Raw genomic sequence first — 20,429 nt, forward strand, 5'->3', positions numbered from 1 at the left:
TCGATCGGCCCCGGCCGTTGCGTGTACGGTTCTGGTGTCCCGCCAAGTGGTTGGTGGGACACCGAACCCGAACCGGCGGGACATCCGGCAACCGCATGTATGTGGGGACTCTGTCCTTTGACCTGCTCCTCGGCGACGTACGGTCGTTGAAGGAGAAGCGCTCCGTGGTACGCCCGATCGTCGCCGAACTCCAGCGGAAGTTCTCCGTGAGCGCGGCCGAGGTGGGCGAACAGGACCTGCTCCGCCGGACCCGCTTGGGGGTCGCCATGGTGACCGGGGACACGGGGCACCTCTCGGACGTACTCGACCGTTGTGAACGGCTGGTCGCGGCGCGTCCGGAAGTGGAGCTGCTGTCCGTGCGACGGCGGGTCCACGGTGATGAAGACTGAATGCAAGAAAAGAAGGAGACGGACCAGTGGCCGACAACGCGCGGGCGAAGAAGCTGGCGGACCTCATCCGGGAGGTGGTGGCCGAGAAGCTGCAGCGTGGCATCAAGGACCCCCGCCTCGGTACGCACGTGACCATCACGGACACCAGGGTCACCGGCGACCTCCGGGAGGCCACGGTCTTCTACACGGTTTACGGTGACGACGAGGAGCGGGCCAGCGCCGCGGCCGGTCTGGAGAGCGCCAAGGGCATCCTGCGCTCCGCGGTGGGCTCGGCGGCGGGCACCAAGTTCACGCCCACCTTGACCTTCGTCGCGGACGCCCTCCCGGAGAACGCCAAGACCATCGAGGACCTCCTCGACAAGGCGCGTGCCTCCGACGCCCGGGTGCGAGAGGCATCCTCAGGCGCCGACTACGCGGGCGGCGCAGACCCGTACCGCAAGCCCGACGAGGACGAAGCGGCGGAATGAAACGCTCCACCGAAACCACCCCGGACGGCTTGGTGATCGTCGACAAGCCGTCCGGTTTCACTTCGCACGACGTGGTGGCGAAGATGCGCGGGATCGCCCGGACCCGCCGGGTCGGGCACGCCGGCACCCTGGACCCGATGGCCACGGGCGTGCTGGTCCTCGGGGTGGAGAAGGCGACCAAACTCCTGGGTCACCTCGCGCTGACCGAGAAGGAGTACCTGGGTACCGTCCGCCTCGGTCAGACCACGGTCACCGACGACGCGGAGGGCGAAGTCACCGCCACGGCTGAGCCCTCGGCGGTCGAGGCGGTCACCCGTGCCGCCGTGGACACGGCGATCGCCAAGCTCACCGGCGAGATCATGCAGGTGCCCTCCAAGGTGAGCGCCATCAAGATCGACGGGGTCCGCTCGTACAAGCGGGCCCGCGACGGCGAGGACTTCGAGATCCCGGCCCGGCCCATCACGGTCTCTTCCTTCCAGGTTCACGATATGCGCCAGGCCCACACCGAGGACGGCCGGCCCGTGATCGATCTGGTCGTGTCCGTGGTCTGCTCCAGCGGTACCTACATCCGTGCCCTCGCCCGTGACCTCGGAGCCGACCTCGGCACCGGCGGCCACCTCACCGCCCTGCGCCGTACCCGGGTGGGCCCGTACAAGCTGGACCGGGCCCGCACCCTGGAGCAGCTCCAGCAGGAGCTGACCGTGATGCCCATCGGCGACGCGGCCACCGCGGCCTTCCCGCGCTGGGACCTCGACACCCGCCGGGCGAAGTTGCTGGGCAACGGGGTCCGCCTGGAAATGCCGGACGAGTACGCCACGGGGAGCCCCGTGGCGGTCTTCGATCCCCACGGGCGGCTCCTGGCGCTCGTGGAGAGCAAGGGCGGAAAGGCCAAGGCGCTAGCCGTCTTCGTCTGATGTCTTTCCGGACGCGGCGTCCCTCTCCGGCCGCCTCGCACGGACATCGGGCCCGGCCCCGCCTCTACGGTGGGCCGGGCCCGCCGTGTGTGCGAGGGCGCCCGGGGAAGGGCGGAGCGGTGAGCGCGTCCCCTCCACCGCCCACCGCTCCACACCCCCCTCGACGACTCTCTATCCATCGAGCGGGCGATATTCACCCGACCGTGCAGGCGCTCGGAGTGAAGACGGGGAGCGCGCGGGGGCGCAATGGTGATGGGCCCTACCCCGCTGATCATTGCCCGCCTAACGTCGATATGACAGGCGCAGTGGGGGAGGTTCGGAGATGGATCGGCCATGGTAGAGCTGGTACGCATCTTCGACTGCGCCGGCAGCCCCCGGGGCACCGGATTCGTCGCCGATGACCGGGGGACCGTGGTCACGGCCCACGAGGCCGTGGACGGTCTGGGCACCGTGGTGCTCCGAGGGCCGGCAGGAGTCAGCCACCGGGCCGGAGCCGAGTCCCTCACCTTGCTGCCCGAGCTCGGCCTCGCCCTGGTGCAGACGAGCGGTCTGGGGGTGCCTCCGCTGCCCGTGGCAGCCATCGAGCAGGTCAGTCGGGGGTCCTACGTCACGCTGGTGGCCGGAGGCCGGCGGCAGGCGAGGGTCCTGGGAGAGTGTGGAGCGACCCATCCCGCGGCGGGGCGGTCGCACCGGGTGGAGGGCGTCCTGGAGCTGGCCCTGGGTACGGACGGGCGCGATGTGCTGCGGATGGGCGGACAGGTCTGCGGTGGCCCGGTGCTGGATGCCACGTCCGGAGCGGTGGTCGCCGTGTTGGGCACCGCACTGCGGGCCGAAAACCGTTCCGCGGTCTTCGCCCTGCCGCTGCGGGCCCTGGCCGCCCGGCACCCGGCAGGACCCCTGGCCGAACTCCTCACCCGCAACGGTGCCACCGTCCCGGCCTACGGAAGCGACCTCAACCTCGCCGGCGCGCTCCACCTGACCGCCATCTGCACGCGCGCCGACAGTGGTCCGCCGGCCTGGCTCAACCTGGTCCGCCGAGCCGAGCCCGCACGGGAGTTCAGCGCCTTCTCGGCCGGTGATGCCACGGTGCTGGGACTGGTCGGAGCCCCCGGCACGGGCCGCACCACCGAACTCGCGGCACTGGCCGCCCGCCGCGCCAGCGGCCCCCGCCCGGCTCCGACCGTCTGGCTCCGCGGCGCCGACCTCTTCGAAGGGGACGCCTCGATCGCCTGCGCCCTCGCCCGGGCCCTGACCGGGGCGGCACGCATCCTGACCGCGTCGGGGGCCAGGGAGGTCACCGGGGCCACCCCGGAGCGGATCGCCGCGCTCGCCGACGCGGCCGGACGCCCCCTGCTGGTCCTGCTCGACGCACCCGAGGAGATGCCCCCGGAGCTCGCCCACCGGCTGACCGAGTGGACCGCCCGGACCGCGGACTGGCTGCGCTCGCACCACGCACGCCTGGTGGTCGCCTGCCGCCCCGAGCACTGGGAAGGCGCCGGACGCCGCTACCCGGAGCGGGATCTGCACCGGCCGAGCGGTGAGCAGCGGCGCACCGGCCGGCCGCTCCCCCCGTGCGTGCCCCTGGGGGACTACACACCGCAGGAGGCCGCCCAGGCCCGGGCGGACCACGGCATCCCGAACACCGCACTGGCCGGACCGGAGCGCGCCCACCCACTGACCTTGCGTCTGCTCGCCGAGGTGCGGGCCGCGCAGGTCACCCACGGCGCCCCCGACCGGGACGAGGTGTTCAGCGCCTACCTGGACCTGATGTGCCTGCGCATCGCCGTGCGCCTCGCGGCAGGTGTGGTCCCCCCACTGCGTGGATCTGCGGTCCGTCGCCTCGCCGCCCAGGTGTCCGGTCGGGTGCACGAGGCGGCCCGGCGCTGCCTCGGACCCGGCCAGGGCCAACTCTGCCGCGCCGGGTTCGAGGAGCTTTTCCCCTGGCGATCCGGCTGGGCACCGGCCGTGCTCACCGAGGGCCTCCTCGTACCTGCCGGGAACGGCTACCGATTCGCCCACGAAGAACTGGCCGACTGGTTGCAGGGGGCCCACCTCGACCTGGCGGGGGCACTCGACTCCCTCGTGCACCGCCATGTCGGTTCGACCGCGCGGCGCAACGAACGGCGGGGCGACGAGGGGCGGCCGGGCGTGCCCAGACACCGGATCGGTCCGGTCCTGCAATCCCTCCTCCAACTCAGCCGTCGCAGGGGTCCGGAGCCCCTCGCCCGACACCTGGGCGGACTGTTGGACTCACTGGAGGCGCTGAAGGCCGAGACAGGTGCAGGGCCCCTCGGTGCCCGCCAGCGGGAAGCCGGCTGGTGGGCCGGTCGCCTCCTGGCCGAAGCGTTGTCGCGGCTGCCCGACGCCAGTGCACAGCTCCCGCTGCTCCGCTCCCTCGCAGAGCGGATCGCCGCCCAACCCGGCCGCTGGTCGCCGGACCAGCAGGACGACGGGCCGGCGGAGTTCGGCGGCCGGTTCTGGTGCGAGCTGGCGCTCGCAGAAGCCGACCGCCTCGACCTGCTGCGCCGTCTGGTCCCCGCTGACCCCCCGCCCGGGGCACCGGCCCTGAGCGGGAAGGGCGACCGGTACCTCGATGCCGCTGCGGACCGCCTCAAAGCCGAGCCGGAAGCCGTGGTGCCCTTGCTGTGCGGCTGGTTCCGCGACGAGCGCCCCATCGCCCCGGTCGACGCCCCAACGGGTGCGGGCGGCACACCGGCGCGACCGACCAGGGAGCGCCCGAGCGCACCGGACGGCCACTGGAGCCCCGTGACCGCTCCGGGCCGCGCGAACCGCTGGGTCGGGCTCACCGGCGCTCCCGGCGCCGGCCCGATCCCCAGACAGCCCGACGCCGCCGACCGACGCATTTCGCCCACTCTCCGCGGGCCGGTGGCTTGCGGAGCCCCGGTTACCGTCGCGACCGCGGCCCAGGCACTGCTGCACACCCATCGCCGGGCCGCCACGGACGTACTCACCGAAGCCCTCGTCGCCTGCGCGCACCCCCGCGCCGACGAGTTGCTCGTTGCGCTCGCCGAGGACGAACCTGCCGCGCTGTGCCGCGCGGTAGGCCGCTGGGCCCACGACGAGCGCCCCGAACGTCGGGTCGCCGCCGCCACCTACGGCCGGTTCCTGGTCCCGTCGGCGGTTGCCGCCACCGGGCGTGACCTGCTGCGGCGCGCGGCCCTCGCCTTGCTGGACCACCCCGGTGACACCAGCCTCCACCCGGCCGCCCTCACCCTCCTCGTCCGGGACGAGGGGACCCGCCCCGATCACCTCCCGGCGGCGCTGTCGTTGTTCGTCGCCGGCGACCGGCGGATCTGTCCCGCGGTCCTGGCCATGGCGCTGCCCACCCATCCCGAACAGGTGGCCGCCGCATTCCGCGCCCGACTCCTCCGGCCGGGCGCCGCAGCGGCCGAAGTCCTGCGTGCTCTGGCCGAGCCGATCGATGGCGGCGCGGCGCGCCGGGCGGGCGCCCTCGTGCAGGAGTACCTCGACCACCATCCGGAAGGCATCGCCCATGTGGCGGCCTTCGTGGAGCGCCGCCTCGAACACGGCCCGGTTGCCCGGGAAAGCCTCTTCCCCCTGGTTCTCGACCTGCTACACCGACCCGTCCGCGGGATGCGCGCCGCGCTGGCGCCGCTGCTCGGCGCCGCTGGCGGGTCCTGTGGTCAACCTCTGCGGGGCGAGCTCCTCGACGTGCTGCTGACCGTCCTTGAACTCGAAGCTTCGGCCATCCCAGGCTCGTCCGCCGCTGAGGATCTCGCCGCGCTGGAGCGGCTGTTGAGCGACTTCGCCGGCACCGCGGCACAGGCGGGCTCTCGCCCGAGGGACTTGGTCCACCGGATCGGGCGGATCATGGTGCGCACGCCTGAGGGCGCGGCCCTGCTCGATCGGCGGCTGGTGGAGTTGGCCCGTGGCCATCCCGCTTTCGCGCGGCAGATGGCCCGATGGCTGGCGGAGGATCCGAGCTACTGGTCGACGCTGCTCGGGCCGAGTGCCCGCCGGATGCTTGAGAGGCTGGGGGAGCCCCGCACGTCGACCGGTTCCATCCCGCCAGCCCCACGGCTCGATACCGATGCGGGGCCGAGAGCGAGGGCATGGCAGTCTTAGACCTCGTATCAGGTAGTCGAGGTTCGGGTGAGGAGCGGTCACAGTGCATCGCTGGCGTGGCTTGGAGGACATCCCCCAGGACTGGGGGCGCAGCGTCGTCACCATCGGCTCGTACGACGGGGTGCACCGCGGCCACCAGCTGATCATCGGGCGGACCGTGACCCGGGCACGGGAGCTCGGCATCTCCTCGGTGGTCGTCACCTTCGACCCCCACCCGAGCGAGGTCGTGCGGCCCGGGAGCCATCCGCCGTTGCTCGCCCCGCACCATCGGCGCGCGGAACTGATGGCTGAGCTCGGCGTCGATGCCCTGCTGATCCTGCCCTTCACCGCAGAGTTCTCCCAGCTCTCGCCGGCCGAGTTCATCGTGAAGGTCCTCGTCGACAAGTTGCACGCGCGGGCGGTCATCGAGGGGCCCAACTTCCGGTTCGGCCACCGCGCCGCGGGGAACGTGCAGTTCCTGGCCGAGCTCGGAGAGACCTACGACTACGAGACCGAGGTCGTCGACCTCTTCGAGCGCGGCGCCGCGGGCGGTGGCGAGGCCTTCTCCTCGACCCTGACGCGCCGTCTGGTGGCGGAGGGTGACGTAGTCGGCGCCGCCGAGATCCTCGGCCGGCCGCACCGCGTCGAGGGTGTGGTCGTGCGCGGGGCGCAGCGCGGCCGGGAGCTCGGCTATCCGACGGCGAACGTCGAGACGTTGCCCCACACGGCCATCCCCGCCGACGGGGTCTATGCGGGGTGGCTGACCGCTGGCGGCGAGCGTATGCCGGCTGCGATCTCTGTGGGAACGAACCCGCAGTTCGACGGAACCGAGCGCACCGTGGAGGCGTACGCCATCGATCGCGTCGGTCTGGACCTCTATGGGATGCACGTGAGCGTCGACTTCCTCGCCTACGTGCGGGGGATGGCGAAGTTCGAATCGGTCGAGGTCCTGCTTGAGGCGATCGCCGACGATGTGAAGCGGGCCCGTGCGCTGACCCAGGAGTACGACACGGCTCGCTGAGGGCCCGGCGGACGTCGGGGCCGGTGCCGTGACCACGACACCGGCCCTCGTCGCGTTCCTCGGCTAAGGCCGGGGCGGCTGGTGGAAGGCCTGCGGTGGCTGTCCGTCGCCGTCCTTGCGCGGTTGTTGGACGGGCGCCCCGGGCAGCGGCGGGGCGAACTGCGGCGGCGGGTTGCCGTCGGTGGTCCACAACCCCAGTGCGTTCTGGGCCCGGGCGAAGTCCTCGGCGACGAGCGCCGCGAGGTGGAAGTAGGCGTCCCGGGTCTTGGGCCGCATGAGGTCCAGGTCGACTTCGGCGCCGGCGGCGAGATGCTCGTCGAAGGGCACGACCACGACACCGCGGCAGCGGGATTCGAAGTGTCGGACGATATCGTCAACTTTGATCATCTTTCCGGTCTCCCGGACCCCTGAGATGACGGTCAGCGAGCGTGAGACGAGCTCGGCGTACCCGTGCGCGGAGAGCCAGTCGAGGGTGGTGCTCGCGCTGCTCGCCCCGTCCACCGAAGGGGTGGAAATGATGATCAGTTGGTCGGCGAGGTCGAGCACTCCGCGCATCGCGCTGTACAGCAGTCCGGTGCCGGAGTCGGTGAGGATGATCGGGTACTGCTTGCCGAGCGTCGCGATGGCGTTGCGGTAGTCCGCGTCGTTGAAGGTGGTCGAAACAGCCGGGTCCACGTCGTTTGCGATGATCTCCAGCCCGGACGGAGCCTGCGAAGTGAACCGCCGGATGTCCATGTAGCTGTGCAGGTACGGGATGGCCTGCACCAGGTCGCGGATGGTCGCGTCGGTCTCCCGTCGCACCCGGCGGCCCAGGGTGCCCGCGTCCGGGTTGGCGTCGATGGCGAGGATCTTGTCCTGGCGTTCGGTGGCCAGGGTGGCGCCCAGCGCGGTCGTCGTGGTGGTCTTGCCGACGCCGCCCTTCAGGCTGATCACGGCGATGCGGTAGCAGGACAGCACGGGCGTACGGATCAGGGCCAGTTTGCGCTGCCGCTCCGCCTCCGCGGCCCTGGCACCGAACCGGAATCGGCTGCCGCGGCTCCCCGCGCTCTTGTTCTTCTGCCTGCCCCGCAGCAGCCGGTCCGAGGAGAGCTCCACAGCGGCGGTATAGCCCAACGGCGCCGCTGGCGGCTGGCCCTGCTGTACGGGCCCCGACCAGGTGCCCTGCGGTTCGAGTGGCTGCGCCACGGGCGGCCCGGGGCTGTGCGCCGGCGGCGCGGGGCTGAAGCCACCGCGCTGCGCGGGCTCCCCGTAACCCTCCGGCGGTGGACCGTAGCCAGCAGGGACGGTGGGCGGCTGGGTGGGGAACCCGTAGCCCACCTGCTGCTTCGGTGCGGGCTCCGCGAGGCCGTAGCCGCCTGGAGCGGCAGCGGGGGACTGCGGTGCGTCCGACGCCGCTGCACGATGGGCCGGTCCGTCCTGCAAGGTGGGAGCCACGATGCCGGCCGGGTCCGGACCAGGATCGACGAATACGTCGGTTCCGGCCTGCTCCTTTGCGCGCGGCTCCGCTCCCTCCGGGGCGAGGGGTTGTTCCACCGGCGTCTCGGCCGCCGGCTCCACGGGCGCAGCCGGCCCGAGCGCTCCCCGGCCAATACCGTGCTCGGCCATCGTCCCTGGGCTGGCGGCCCGCTCGGATCCCACTTCGATGTCCGGTTCCGGGGCGGCGCCGTCGACGAGGGGTCGCGCGGTGTCAGCCCGCGGTTCGAAACCGCTGTTCGGCGGCAGGGCGGGCACCGGCAGCGCGGCCGGGGCCCGCAGAGACCAGGGCGGGGGGTGTTCTTCGTTGGTGGGCTCGCCCGCCACCTCGGGCTCCGCGTCGGACTGATCCTCCTGGCGGGCGTCCCGCGCGCCGCCGCGGCTCTCGTCCCGATCGCCGTGCACTCTGCCTCCTGGTGTGGTCGAACGAGCTGCGGCGCCCCCGCGCCGCGCCCACGCTCAGCCTAATCACCCAGTGCGATCAGCCGGCAGGCGCGCCTTCGCACCCGAGTGGCCGCCTCACACGTCCTGAGGGCCCAGATGCTTCTGACGCCGATGCAGCTAGGGCCGGAAAGTGGGGATGCCTCCCTGTTTCCGGCCCTAGAGCGGGGTCCGTGCCGCCTGCCGGCGCGCGGACCCCTACTTCAAGTCGAACTCGCCGTCCCGAGCTCCCAGGACGAAGGCGGTCCACTCGGCTTCCGTGTAGCGCAGCACGGTGGCCGGATCCAGGGAGGAGCGCATCGCCACGGCTCCACCCGGCAGGTGCGCGATCTCCACGCGTTCCTCGTCCTGTGAAGTCCCCGGTGCGCTGAGCCACTCGACCCCCGAGATGTCCAGGGCGTAGAGCTCGTCCTTCTCGCGCTGGCGTGCGTCGTCCATCAGCGTCTTCCCCTTCGGCAGTACCAACGGCCTCGCCCGGCATGCTACTTGCCGGGCGAGGCCGTTGGTCCGATATCCGGTGAAGCCCTCCGAGGGGGTGAAGCGCATCCGGCGCGACAGTGGATGCGAGGCGCGGGCCCAACCCGGGGGTCAAGGCTGCCGGAGAACTCCCGGGCGGCCCCGCCCGCCGAGCTGGTACTCTGTGTGACGGCCGTTTGTGTACGCGCCCCGGGTTCATGGGGGCAGCGCCCAGCGGGCCTCGCCATCCGAGTCACGGAAGATCCCCAGAGAAGTGGACCTGGGGCACTCGGTGGCCACGAAGACATCACAGAGGAGTACGCGTGTCGCTCGACGCCGCTACGAAGAAGCAGATCATGGCCGAGTTCGGTACCAAGGAGGGCGACACCGGCTCCCCCGAGGTCCAGGTCGCCATGCTTTCGCGTCGCATCTCGGACCTGACCGAGCACCTCAAGACCCACAAGCACGACCACCACTCCCGTCGTGGTCTGCTGATCCTGGTCGGCCAGCGCCGCCGCCTTCTGCAGTACCTTGCCAAGAAGGACATCCAGCGCTTCCGTACCCTGGTGGACCGCCTCGGCATCCGCCGCGGTGCTGCGGGCGCCAAGTAAGACGCTGTGAAGGGAGCGGTTCCCCACGATGAGGGAGCCGCTCCCTTTGCTGTACGTGCGGCACCTACCGGACGCTTTGTAGTCTGGGAGCACGCGCACAACTGAAGAGGGGAAGCGCCCTCAACCGCCGCCGGTCCTCGGTAGTGGCATCCGGAAGGCCGATCGGCCCCGCCCCGGATGCTTCGATCGAAGACCGGCCCGCACGGCAAGGAGCGCTTCTCCGCACCCGTCCCCCGCCACACGGGCGCCGGACGTGGACGACGAATATGGAGAAAACGCTAGTGGAGAACGAGACCCACTACGCCGAGGCCGTCATTGACAACGGCTCCTTCGGCACCCGCACCATCCGCTTCGAGACGGGCCGTCTGGCCCGCCAGGCCGCCGGCTCCGCCGTTGCCTACCTGGACGACGACACCATGGTGCTTTCCGCCACCACGGCGTCGAAGAAGCCCAAGGACCAGCTCGACTTCTTCCCGCTCACCGTGGACGTCGAGGAGCGGATGTACGCGGCAGGCAAGATCCCCGGCTCCTTCTTCCGCCGTGAGGGCCGGCCCTCCGAGGACGCGATCCTCACCTGCCGGCTGATCGACCGCCCGCTGCGCCCGTCCTTCCGCAAGGGCCTGCGTAACGAGATCCAGGTCGTCGCGACGATCATGGCGCTCAACCCCGACCACCTCTACGACGTCGTCGCGATCAACGCCGCGTCCGCGTCGACCCAGCTGGCCGGCCTGCCCTTCTCCGGCCCGATCGGCGGCGTCCGCGTCGCGCTGATCCGCGGTCAGTGGGTCGCGTTCCCGACGCACACCGAGCTTGAGGACGCTGTCTTCGACATGGTGGTCGCCGGGCGCACCCTGGAAGACGGCGACGTCGCCATCATGATGGTCGAGGCCGAGGCCACCGAGAAGACCATCCAGCTGGTCAAGGGCGGTGCCGAGGCGCCGACCGAGGAGGTCGTCGCCGCTGGTCTGGAGGCTGCGAAGCCCTTCATCAAGGTCCTGTGCAGGGCCCAGGCCGACCTGGCAGCCAAGGCCGCCAAGCCGACCGGGGAGTTCCCGGTCTTCCTGGACTACCAGGACGACGTCTACGAGGCCCTCACCGCCGCGGTCAAGGGCGAGCTCGCCCAGGCACTGACGATCGCCGGCAAGCAGGACCGCGAGACCGAGCTGGACCGAGTCAAGGACCTTGCCGCCGAGAAGCTCCTGCCGGCCTTCGAAGGCCGTGAGAAGGAGATCTCCGCCGCCTACCGCAGCCTGACCAAGGCCCTGGTGCGCGAGCGCGTCATCAAGGACAAGGTGCGCATCGACGGCCGTGGCGTGACGGACATCCGTACGCTGGCCGCCGAGGTCGAGGCGATCCCGAGGGTTCACGGTTCGGCGCTGTTCGAGCGCGGCGAGACCCAGATCCTGGGCATCACCACCTTGAACATGCTCCGGATGGAGCAGCAGCTGGACACCCTCTCCCCGGTGACCCGCAAGCGCTACATGCACAACTACAACTTCCCGCCGTACTCCGTCGGTGAGACCGGCCGTGTCGGCTCGCCCAAGCGCCGCGAGATCGGCCACGGCGCGCTGGCCGAGCGGGCGATCGTGCCCGTGCTGCCGACGCGTGAGGAGTTCCCGTACGCGATCCGGCAGGTGTCCGAGGCCCTCGGCTCCAACGGGTCGACCTCCATGGGTTCGGTCTGCGCCTCCACCATGTCGCTGCTGAACGCCGGTGTGCCGCTGAAGGCCCCCGTGGCCGGCATCGCCATGGGCCTGATCTCGCAGGAGATCGACGGCAAGACGCACTACGTCGCCCTCACCGACATCCTCGGTGCGGAGGACGCCTTCGGTGACATGGACTTCAAGGTCGCCGGCACCAAGGAGTTCGTGACCGCCCTCCAGCTGGACACCAAGCTGGACGGCATTCCGGCCTCCGTGCTGGCCGCAGCCCTCAAGCAGGCCCGCGACGCCCGCCTCCACATCCTCGACGTGATGATGGAAGCCATCGACACGCCTGACGAGATGTCCCCGAACGCCCCCCGGATCATCACCGTCAAGATCCCGGTGGACAAGATCGGTGAGGTCATCGGCCCCAAGGGCAAGATGATCAACCAGATCCAGGAGGACACCGGCGCCGAGATCACGATCGAGGACGACGGCACCATCTACATCGGTGCCGCCGACGGCCCGGCCGCCGAGGCCGCCCGTGCCACGATCAACGGCATCGCCAACCCGACCATGCCGGAGGTCGGCGAGCGTTACCTGGGTACGGTCGTCAAGACCACCACCTTCGGCGCCTTCGTCTCCCTGCTTCCGGGCAAGGACGGGCTGCTGCACATCTCTCAGATCCGCAAGCTCGCCGGTGGCAAGCGCGTGGAGAACGTCGAGGACGTGCTCGCGGTCGGCGCCAAGGTCCAGGTCGAGATCGCCGAGATCGACCAGCGCGGCAAGCTCTCCCTCATCCCCGTCATCGAGGGTGAGTCCGAGGGCGCCGAGGCCGACAAGGACGACGCTGCCAAGTGACGTCGCGTAGTTCCCGTGTGACGGCCCGCCCCTCTTCGGAGGGGCGGGCCGTCGCCCGTACCCAAACCCTGCTGGCCGGTAGGGACGGCATCGGCACCGTCCGTCGCACCACGCTCCCCGGTGGGCTGCGCATCGTCACCGAGACGTTGCCCTCGGTTCGCTCCGCGACCTTCGGAATCTGGGCGCACGTGGGCTCCCGTGACGAGACGCCCGCCCTCAACGGCGCCACCCACTACCTGGAACACCTCCTTTTCAAGGGCACGAGGAAGCGCAGCGCCCTCGACATCTCCTCCGCCATCGACGCGGTCGGCGGCGAGATGAACGCCTTCACGGCGAAGGAGTACACCTGCTACTACGCCCGCGTCCTCGACACCGACCTTCCGTTGGCGATCGACGTCGTCTGCGACATGCTCACGGGCTCCCTGATCCTCGAATCCGACGTGGATGCGGAACGCGGGGTCATCCTCGAAGAGATCGCGATGACCGAGGACGACCCGGGCGACTGCGTGCACGACCTGTTCGCGCACACGATGCTGGGTGACACCCCGTTGGGCCGCCCGGTGCTTGGCACCGTCGACACCATCAACGCTCTTGGCCGGGACCAGATCGCCCGCTTCTACAAGAAGCACTACGATCCCACCCGCCTGGTCGTGGCAGCCGCAGGCAACGTCGACCACGCCAAGGTGGTGCGACAGGTACGGGCCGCCTTCGACAAGGCCGGAGCGCTCGGCCGCCCCGAGACCGAGCCGCGCGGACCGCGCACCGGAGCCAAGTCCATCCGGACCGCAGGCCGGGTCGAACTCCTGGACCGCAGGACCGAGCAGGCGCACGTAGTCCTCGGCATGCCGGGCCTGGCCCGCACCGACGACCGCCGCTGGGCGCTCGCAGTGCTCAACACCGCCCTGGGCGGCGGCATGTCCTCCCGTCTCTTCCAGGAGGTCCGCGAGAAGCGAGGCTTGGCCTACAGCGTGTACTCGTACACCTCGGGCTTCGCCGACTGCGGGCTCTTCGGCGTCTACGCCGGCTGCCGCCCGAGCCAGGTCCACGACGTGTTGAGGATCTGCCGCGACGAACTGGACCAGGTCGCTTCGGAGGGGCTCACCGACGAGGAGATCAGCCGAGCCATCGGCCAGCTCTCCGGTTCCACGGTCCTCGGCCTGGAGGACACCGGCGCGCTGATGAACCGCATCGGCAAGAGCGAGCTGTGCTGGGGCACGCAGATGTCCGTCGACGACATGCTCGCCAAGATCTCCGCGGTCACTCCGGACGACGTGCGCGCGGTGGCCCGGGAGGTGCTGGCTCGGCGGCCGTCCCTTTCGGTCATCGGCCCGCTGAAGGACAAGCAGGCCGACCGCTTGCACCAAGCGGTCGCCTAAACCGTTCTACCTGCGAAGGAAGCAAGATGAGCAAGCTGCGCGTGGCCGTCCTCGGTGCTCGGGGACGGATCGGGTCGGAGGCGGTGCGGGCCGTGGACGCCGCCGAGGACATGGAGTTGGTGGCGGCCCTGGGCCGTGGCGACCGGCTGGAGACGCTCGTCGAGGCCGGTGCGCAGGTCGTGGTCGAGCTGACCACCCCTGCGTCGGTCATGGGCAACCTGGACTTCTGCGTCCGCCACGGCATCCACGCGGTGGTCGGCACCACCGGCTGGACCGAGGACCGCCTCGCGCAGCTCGACACCTCGCTCGCGGCCTCCCCGGAGACCGGGGTGTTGATCGCCCCCAACTTCTCGATCGGCGCTGTTCTCACCATGAAGTTCGCCGCCCAGGCAGCGCGATACTTCGAATCGGTCGAGGTCATCGAGCTGCACCACCCGAACAAGGTCGACGCCCCCTCCGGGACGGCCACCCGCACGGCCCAACTGATCGCCGAGGCCCGGTCGAAGGCAGGTTGCGCTCCGCAGCCCGACGCCACGACCACCGCCCTCGACGGGGCCCGCGGCGCGGACGTGGACGGCGTCCCGGTGCACGCGGTCCGGCTGCGTGGGCTGCTGGCCCACCAGGAGGTGCTGCTCGGTGGGGAGGGGGAGACCCTGACGATCCGCCACGACTCGCTGCATCACAGCAGTTTCATGCCGGGCATCTTGCTCGGCGCCCGCCGAGTGGTGAGCACCCCCGGTCTCACCTTTGGCCTGGAACACTTCCTCGACCTCGGCTGAGAAGTAGTCACCACGATGCGCGCAAAGATCACTTACCTCATCACGGCTGCCGTCCTGGCCTTCTACTTCGTCCTGGTCGGCAGCCGTGGCCTGCTGCTCATCAAGCACGGCACCCTGCTCACCGTCACGTTCGGCGTGGCCGTGCTGATCCTGCCGGTCATCGGCGTCTGGTTCCTGTGGAAGAACACCCGGTTCGTCACCAAGGCCAACCGGCTCGCCGCAGAGCTTGAGGCCGAAGGCGCACTCCCCGTGGACGAACTGGTCCGTGACGAGTACGGGCGGGTGCTGAGGGAGTCGGCCGACGAGGTGTTCGCACGCCGCCGGGCGGAGACGGAGGCCACGCCCCAGGACTGGCGTTCCTGGTTCCGCCTGGCGGTCGCCTACCACGATGCGCGTGACACTCCGAGGGCCCGCAAGGCGATGCAGCACGCGATCGCCCTCCATGACAGCCGGCCGGTCCCCGCGCCCTGAGGACGCCGGCTGGCTGCCGAGAACGTCCGTGGGGAGCCCTCGGGAGTCTGAACACTCCCGAGGGCTCCCCACGGACGTTTCGTGCGTCGTGCGGGCAGCGCCGTCGATCTGCGGGCGGGGCCCCAACCCTTCAGGGCAGGTACGCCGGACGGTACTCGTCCGCCCATGCCTCGACGGTGTCGGCGGCCCGGTCGAAAGCCTCCACCCGGGAGAGGAAGTCGGCGTTGTGGTCGGTCAGCAGAGCGAGCCTCTCACCTCCGCGCGGGGTGGCGGTGAGAGCCTGCCCCTGCACGGTCCGTGGGAGCCCCAACCACCGCACCGGCTGCTGCACCGTGCGGACCTCGCCGACCTCGCCCCAGGCGATGGTGCGGGTGGTCAAGAGGGTCACCCGGCGCAGGCCGTCGCGACTGACCCAGACCCCGACCCGCAGGATCCGCAAGGCCACCGCCACCACCAGCGAGGCTGCTGCCAGACAGGCGAAGGCACCGGACAGGGCGCCCGCGAAGGCGACGATCACCGTCGCCAGCAGCATGAAGGAGGCCAGGAGCAGCAGGAGCGCTCCAGCTCCTACCCGCCAGGGGCCGGGCCGGTAGGGCCGTCGCCAGCCGGAATGGTCGTCGTAGGGCAGGGGGGAATCGTCTGCGCCGTCGGGGTGCCGCGCGTCGAATGCGCTGTCCGCCGTCAGGAAGGGCAGGGGCACGACTGGTCCTCACTCAATGCACACTCGGTTGGGCTGTGCCAGGTGAGGCTACCCAGCCCGAAATCCGCGGGCTACTTCAGGGGGGCCGGACGGGTCAGCGTTGCTGTGCCGCTTCGGGCTGCTGGGTACCGCCGGGGGCCTCCTGGGGCCGGAGGGCGGGTAGCCCGAAGAGCAACGCACCGACCAAGCCGGCCACCAACGTGACTCCCATCAGGGTACGACCGGCCAGCTGAGTCATGGTCAGATGCTCACGGGGTGGCGCAGTGACGTTACTGCGAAAGCGGTCGGCTTCCGCGACGAAGGCGAACGGGACTGGCTCGCGCCGGCGGAACATCTAGGAGCTCTCCTCACCACGGGTACCCAACGCACTGCTCTCACTGAGTACAGACGTGCGGGAGGGCCGTTCGGTGCCCGGCTGTCCCCTGCCACCGACGAACGGTGCTGTTCGACGGTGAAGGGGGTGGTGCCGGACGCCTAAGGTGGGGTCCGACCGCGCGAAGCAACTTGGAAGGACGCCGGTGAGCGAGACCCCCGAACTGAAGCTCCACTTCCGTAGCGATATCACCGTTGAGCTGGTGAGATCCGCCGCCCAGGACTCCGACGTGCTGTGGGCCGCCAGAGTCTCCACGGCGGGGGAGCAGTCGTTGGAGGAGCTCCAGAAGGACCCCGAGCGCTCCAAAGGCCTCATCAACTACCTGATGCGCGACCGCCACGGCAGCCCCTTCGAGCACAACTCGATGACCTTTTTCATCAGTGCCCCGATCTTCGTCTTCCGGGAGTTCATGCGGCACCGCGTCGGCTGGTCCTACAACGAGGAATCCGGTCGCTACCGCCAGCTCGAACCGGTCTTCTACGTCCCGGACGAGTCCCGCAAGCTGGTCCAGCAGGGCCGCCCCGGCAAATACGTCTTCGTCGAGGGCACCCAGGCCCAGCACGAACTCGTCGGCCGCGCGATGGAGGACTCGTACCGTCAGTCCTACGAGGCCTACCAACAGATGCTGGCCAACGGTGTGGCCCGAGAGGTGGCCCGTTCGGTGCTTCCGGTCGGCCTGTACTCCTCGATGTACGCCACCTGCAACGCCCGCTCGCTGATGCACTTCCTCGGGCTGCGCACCCAGCACGAGCTCGCCACCGTGCCTTCCTTCCCGCAGCGGGAGATCGAAATGGTGGGCGAGAAGATGGAGGCGCAGTGGGCGAAGCTCATGCCGCTGACCCACGCCGCCTACAACGCCAACGGTCGCGTCGCGCCCTGAGGGAGGTCCGTGGCGCCCGGCGGACCCACTGCACCGGCTTCGAGTCTGAGGCTCTCACCCGAATGCGCGGGGCGCTCCCTGGAGCGGAAACCAACCCCGTGCCCGGCTGTGTGCCGTGCGGCCCCTGCGGCGCGTGGCCGGGGCCGACGTTCCTGGTACACATGTGCGGCACAGAGTGCCGAAGTGTCCGTATTGCGGCGTTTCGAGAAGTTCATCTAGGCTGATCAAACGGACCCGGCACTGCTTGAACCCCCGAGCAGGCAGTGCCGGGCTCCATGAGCTTCCACACCGCGAAATGCCGGGGTGACCCGAGGCTTCACAGTCCCCCCGAGGGGGTACCCGGAGCTGAGCAGCGAGTAGCGTGTTACCCATGGCTCCGATCTCCACTCCGCAGACCCCCTTCGGGCGGGTCCTCACCGCCATGGTCACGCCGTTCACGGCGGACGGCGCACTCGATGTCGACGGCGCGCAGCGACTCGCCACGCACCTGGTGGACGCAGGCAACGACGGCCTGATCATCAACGGCACCACAGGCGAGTCCCCCACCACCACCGACGCGGAGAAAGCTGACCTGGTACGAGCCGTGCTCGACGCCGTCGGCGACCGAGCCCACGTCGTGGCCGGAATCGGAACCAACGACACACGCCACAGCCTCGAACTGGCCAGGGAGGCGGAGCGCGTCGGCGCGCACGGCCTCCTCGCCGTCACCCCCTACTACAACAAGCCTCCGCAAGAAGGTCTCTACCAGCACTTCTGGGCGATCGCAGATGCCACCGGACTTCCCGTGATGCTCTATGACATTCCGGGTCGAAGTGGCGTACCGATCAACACGCAAACCCTCGTACGCCTTGCCGAGCACCCCCGTATCGTCGCCAACAAGGACGCCAAGGGCGATCTCGGCCGCGCCAGTTGGGCCATCGCCCAGAGCGGTCTCGCCTGGTACTCGGGCGACGACATGCTCAACCTCCCCCTGCTTTCTGTCGGCGCCGTCGGCTTCGTGTCCGTCGTGGGGCATATCGTCACCCCCGACCTGCGTGCGCTCCTCGATGCGCATCTGAACGGTGACGTCCAGAAGGCGACGGAGATCCACCAGAAGCTGCTCCCGGTCTTCACCGGCATGTTCCGTACTCAGGGAGTGATGACCACCAAGGCGGCGTTGGCGCTCCAAGGCCTGCCGGCGGGCCCGCTCCGGCTGCCGATGACCGGACTCACGGCAGAGGAAACCGCCCAACTCAAGATCGATCTCGCGGCTGGCGGGGTACAGGTTTAGCCACAGACTTCAAAACTGAACAGACAAATCAAATAGCAACACCCCCATTCCCCATGCAAGTGCACGAATGTCATACGCGCCACGTGCCAGGAAGGTACGTGGCGCGTGTGGTGAGGAGAGTCTTTTGAGCCATCCGCACCCTGAACTCGGTCCCCCGCCGAAGCTGGCCAAGGGCGGTCTGCGTGTCACCCCTCTGGGTGGTCTCGGCGAGATCGGCCGCAATATGACCGTATTCGAGTACGACGGCAAGCTGCTGATCGTCGACTGCGGTGTCCTCTTCCCCGAAGAGGACCAACCCGGTGTGGACCTGATCCTGCCGGACTTCACGTCCATCCGTGACCGACTGGACGACATCGAGGGCATCGTCCTCACCCACGGCCACGAGGACCACATCGGAGCGGTCCCGTACCTGCTGCGCGAGAAGGCGGACATCCCGCTCATCGGGTCCAAGCTCACACTCGCTCTGATCGAGGCGAAGCTCCAGGAGCACCGCATCCGCCCGTACACCCTTGAGGTGGCGGAGGGGAACCGCGAACGCGTCGGGCCCTTCGACTGCGAGTTCATCGCGGTCAACCACTCCATCCCGGACGCTCTCGCGGTCGCCATCCGCACCCCCGCGGGCATGGTGGTGCACACCGGCGACTTCAAGATGGACCAGTTGCCTCTCGATGGTCGACTGACCGACCTGCACGCCTTCGCGCGGCTCAGCGAGGAGGGCATCGACCTCCTGCTGTCCGACTCCACGAACGCCGAAGTGCCGGGCTTCGTGCCGCCCGAGCGCGACATCTCCAACGTGCTGCGGAGCGTTTTCGCGCACGCCCAGAAGCGCATCATCGTGGCCAGCTTCGCCAGCCACATCCACCGCATCCAGCAGATCCTCGACGCCGCCCACGAGTACGGTCGAAGGGTCGCCTTCGTCGGTCGCTCGATGGTCCGCAACATGGGGATCGCCCGCGACCTCGGATACCTGAAGGTACCCGCCGGCCTGGTCGTGGACGTCCGTACCCTCGATGACCTGCCCGACCACGAGGTCGTGCTCGTCTGCACGGGATCCCAGGGCGAACCGATGGCCGCACTGTCCCGGATGGCCAACCGCGATCACCAGATCCGCATCGTCCAGGGCGACACCGTGATCCTGGCGTCCTCCCTGATCCCGGGCAACGAGAACGCCGTCTACCGAGTGATCAACGGCCTGACCCGCTGGGGCGCCAACGTGGTGCACAAGGGCAACGCCAAGGTGCACGTCTCGGGCCATGCCTCCGCTGGTGAGCTGCTGTACTTCTACAACATCTGCAAACCGCGCAACCTGATGCCGGTCCACGGCGAATGGCGCCACCTTCGGGCCAACGCCGAACTCGGCGCACTGACCGGCGTACCCAAGGACCGCATCGTCATCGCCGAAGACGGGGTGGTCGTCGACCTCATCGACGGCAAGGCGCGGATCACCGGCAAGGTGCAGGCCGGCTACGTGTACGTGGACGGGCTCTCCGTCGGCGACGTCACCGAGTCGTCCCTCAAGGACCGCCGCATCCTCGGAGACGAGGGCATCATCTCGGTCTTCGTCGTGGTGGACAGCACCACCGGCAAGGTGGTGGGTGGCCCGAACATCCATGCACGTGGCTCCGGCATCGAGGATTCCGCTTTCGGTGCGGTGGTCCCCAAGATCGAAGAAGCCATCGCCAAGGCGGCTGCCGACGGAGTGGCCGAACCCCACCAACTTCAGCAGCTCATCCGCCGCACGCTGGGCAAATGGGTCTCCGACGGCTACCGGCGGCGCCCCATGATCCTCCCGGTCGTGGTCGAGGTCTGACCCCTCCCGCACGACCTCCACTGGAGCGGGGCGCTCGGATTTGCATCCGGGCGCCCCGCTCCAGTAAGTTTGCCGCTCCACCCCAGGGAACGCCCGGCACTTCGTGTGCCCGTAGACGGACCATGAGGGAATGGATCTCCGACCCAGAGGAATCTGATAGCGTCGGAAATGCGGAAAGGGAAATCGCGAAAGCGAGGGACCTTAAAGCGATCCCGTTTCGACTGGGAGTCAGGTCCGAAAGGATCTGGTAGAGTCGGAAACGCCGAAAGGGGAAATCGCGAAAGCGAGGAACTGGAAGGCGGACCCGCTTCGACCGGGAATCGGACGCGAAAGAGTCTGATAGAGTCGGAAACGCAAGAACAGAAGGGAAGCGCCCGGAGGGCCCGGTAACGGGAACGAAGGAAGCGT

At 69.6% G+C, this 20,429-nt stretch carries 16 protein-coding genes and 1 pseudogene; 13 read left to right on the plus strand and 4 right to left on the minus strand.

The features are described 5' to 3' along the window. The first annotated feature begins 95 nt into the window (after positions 1 to 95). The 5 genes from ACFYMC_RS12805 (at position 96) to ACFYMC_RS12825 (ending at position 6,877) form a co-directional block, all read left to right on the plus strand. Positions 96 to 389 (plus strand): DUF503 domain-containing protein, encoded by a 294-nt coding sequence (locus ACFYMC_RS12805; protein WP_388523034.1) that lies wholly within the window; start codon positions 96 to 98, stop codon positions 387 to 389. Positions 390 to 415: 26 nt separating this feature from the next. Further along, complete coding sequence (rbfA, locus tag ACFYMC_RS12810; protein WP_388523037.1) at positions 416 to 856, plus strand: 30S ribosome-binding factor RbfA; 441 nt, start codon at positions 416 to 418, stop codon at positions 854 to 856. Next, a complete protein-coding gene (gene truB, locus ACFYMC_RS12815; RefSeq protein WP_388523040.1) occupies positions 853 to 1,770 on the plus strand; it encodes a tRNA pseudouridine(55) synthase TruB in 918 nt (305 codons plus the stop codon). Before rbfA ends, truB begins: the two co-directional genes overlap by 4 nt. 333 nt (positions 1,771 to 2,103) lie before the next feature. Next, positions 2,104 to 5,877 carry a serine protease gene (locus ACFYMC_RS12820; protein ID WP_388523043.1) on the plus strand — a complete coding sequence of 1,258 codons (3,774 nt, stop codon included), beginning with the start codon at positions 2,104 to 2,106 and terminating at the stop codon, positions 5,875 to 5,877. A 43-nt stretch (positions 5,878 to 5,920) separates the two neighbouring features. Beyond that, complete coding sequence (locus tag ACFYMC_RS12825) at positions 5,921 to 6,877, plus strand: bifunctional riboflavin kinase/FAD synthetase (RefSeq protein WP_388523045.1); 957 nt, start codon at positions 5,921 to 5,923, stop codon at positions 6,875 to 6,877. Between the two features lie 63 nt (positions 6,878 to 6,940). Here ACFYMC_RS12825 and ACFYMC_RS12830 read toward each other — a convergent pair. Together ACFYMC_RS12830 and ACFYMC_RS12835 are read right to left on the minus strand one after the other, a co-directional pair. Next, positions 6,941 to 8,683: pseudogene (locus tag ACFYMC_RS12830) on the minus strand (AAA family ATPase); the annotation flags it as partial. 306 nt (positions 8,684 to 8,989) lie between these two features. Further along, positions 8,990 to 9,229, minus strand: coding sequence for a DUF397 domain-containing protein (locus tag ACFYMC_RS12835; protein ID WP_388523047.1), 240 nt, complete (start codon positions 9,227 to 9,229; stop codon positions 8,990 to 8,992). A 341-nt stretch (positions 9,230 to 9,570) separates the two neighbouring features. Here ACFYMC_RS12835 and rpsO point away from each other — a divergent pair, with 341 nt between their 5' ends. The 5 genes from rpsO (at position 9,571) to ACFYMC_RS12860 (ending at position 14,988) form a co-directional block, all read left to right on the plus strand. After that, the gene (rpsO, locus tag ACFYMC_RS12840) at positions 9,571 to 9,858 is read left to right on the plus strand and encodes a 30S ribosomal protein S15 (protein WP_322725099.1); all 288 of its coding nucleotides are present in this window, start codon (positions 9,571 to 9,573) and stop codon (positions 9,856 to 9,858) included. 281 nt (positions 9,859 to 10,139) lie between these two features. Then, complete coding sequence (locus ACFYMC_RS12845) at positions 10,140 to 12,362, plus strand: polyribonucleotide nucleotidyltransferase (RefSeq protein ID WP_388523100.1); 2,223 nt, start codon at positions 10,140 to 10,142, stop codon at positions 12,360 to 12,362. Then, complete coding sequence (locus tag ACFYMC_RS12850; RefSeq protein ID WP_388523050.1) at positions 12,359 to 13,738, plus strand: M16 family metallopeptidase; 1,380 nt, start codon at positions 12,359 to 12,361, stop codon at positions 13,736 to 13,738. Before ACFYMC_RS12845 ends, ACFYMC_RS12850 begins: the two co-directional genes overlap by 4 nt. A 26-nt stretch (positions 13,739 to 13,764) precedes the next feature. Beyond that, entirely contained in the window at positions 13,765 to 14,517 is a 753-nt protein-coding gene (gene dapB / locus ACFYMC_RS12855; protein WP_388523053.1) for a 4-hydroxy-tetrahydrodipicolinate reductase, read from the plus strand. Between the two features lie 15 nt (positions 14,518 to 14,532). After that, positions 14,533 to 14,988: a hypothetical protein gene (locus tag ACFYMC_RS12860; RefSeq protein WP_388523056.1), complete on the plus strand. Its 456-nt coding sequence runs from the start codon at positions 14,533 to 14,535 to the stop codon at positions 14,986 to 14,988. A gap of 130 nt (positions 14,989 to 15,118) precedes the next feature. Here ACFYMC_RS12860 and ACFYMC_RS12865 read toward each other — a convergent pair whose 3' ends face one another. Together ACFYMC_RS12865 and ACFYMC_RS12870 are read right to left on the minus strand one after the other, a co-directional pair. After that, on the minus strand, positions 15,119 to 15,688 hold the full coding sequence (locus tag ACFYMC_RS12865; protein ID WP_388523059.1) for a hypothetical protein: 570 nt from the start codon (positions 15,686 to 15,688) through the stop codon (positions 15,119 to 15,121). A gap of 94 nt (positions 15,689 to 15,782) precedes the next feature. Then, positions 15,783 to 16,022: a hypothetical protein gene (locus ACFYMC_RS12870; RefSeq protein WP_388523061.1), complete on the minus strand. Its 240-nt coding sequence runs from the start codon at positions 16,020 to 16,022 to the stop codon at positions 15,783 to 15,785. A gap of 184 nt (positions 16,023 to 16,206) precedes the next feature. On the opposite strand from ACFYMC_RS12870, the gene thyX reads away from it, so the two are divergent. From thyX to ACFYMC_RS12885, 3 genes are all read left to right on the plus strand, one after another. After that, the gene (thyX, locus tag ACFYMC_RS12875; protein WP_388523064.1) at positions 16,207 to 16,941 is read left to right on the plus strand and encodes an FAD-dependent thymidylate synthase; all 735 of its coding nucleotides are present in this window, start codon (positions 16,207 to 16,209) and stop codon (positions 16,939 to 16,941) included. Positions 16,942 to 17,311: 370 nt separating this feature from the next. Beyond that, positions 17,312 to 18,211 (plus strand): 4-hydroxy-tetrahydrodipicolinate synthase, encoded by a 900-nt coding sequence (gene dapA, locus ACFYMC_RS12880; protein WP_388523067.1) that lies wholly within the window; start codon positions 17,312 to 17,314, stop codon positions 18,209 to 18,211. Positions 18,212 to 18,335: 124 nt separating this feature from the next. Beyond that, positions 18,336 to 20,021 (plus strand): ribonuclease J, encoded by a 1,686-nt coding sequence (locus ACFYMC_RS12885; RefSeq protein WP_388523070.1) that lies wholly within the window; start codon positions 18,336 to 18,338, stop codon positions 20,019 to 20,021. Positions 20,022 to 20,429: the final 408 nt, after the last annotated feature.

It is taken from the genome of Streptomyces sp. NPDC006879 (assembly GCF_042869595.1).
Taxonomy (GTDB): Bacteria; Actinomycetota; Actinomycetes; order Streptomycetales; family Streptomycetaceae; genus Streptomyces.

What these genes read in the sequence shown, in the direction of transcription:
- truB (WP_388523040.1), top strand. Translation starts at nt 853, where the DNA reads ATGAAACGCTCCACCGAAACCACCCCGGACGGCTTGGTGATCGTCGAC.
- dapB (WP_388523053.1), top strand. Translation starts at nt 13,765, where the DNA reads ATGAGCAAGCTGCGCGTGGCCGTCCTCGGTGCTCGGGGACGGATCGGG.
- ACFYMC_RS12870 (WP_388523061.1), bottom strand. Translation starts at nt 16,022, where the DNA reads ATGTTCCGCCGGCGCGAGCCAGTCCCGTTCGCCTTCGTCGCGGAAGCC.
- ACFYMC_RS12805 (WP_388523034.1), top strand. Translation starts at nt 96, where the DNA reads ATGTATGTGGGGACTCTGTCCTTTGACCTGCTCCTCGGCGACGTACGG.
- ACFYMC_RS12860 (WP_388523056.1), top strand. Translation starts at nt 14,533, where the DNA reads ATGCGCGCAAAGATCACTTACCTCATCACGGCTGCCGTCCTGGCCTTC.
- ACFYMC_RS12820 (WP_388523043.1), top strand. Translation starts at nt 2,104, where the DNA reads ATGGTAGAGCTGGTACGCATCTTCGACTGCGCCGGCAGCCCCCGGGGC.
- dapA (WP_388523067.1), top strand. Translation starts at nt 17,312, where the DNA reads ATGGCTCCGATCTCCACTCCGCAGACCCCCTTCGGGCGGGTCCTCACC.
- ACFYMC_RS12835 (WP_388523047.1), bottom strand. Translation starts at nt 9,229, where the DNA reads ATGGACGACGCACGCCAGCGCGAGAAGGACGAGCTCTACGCCCTGGAC.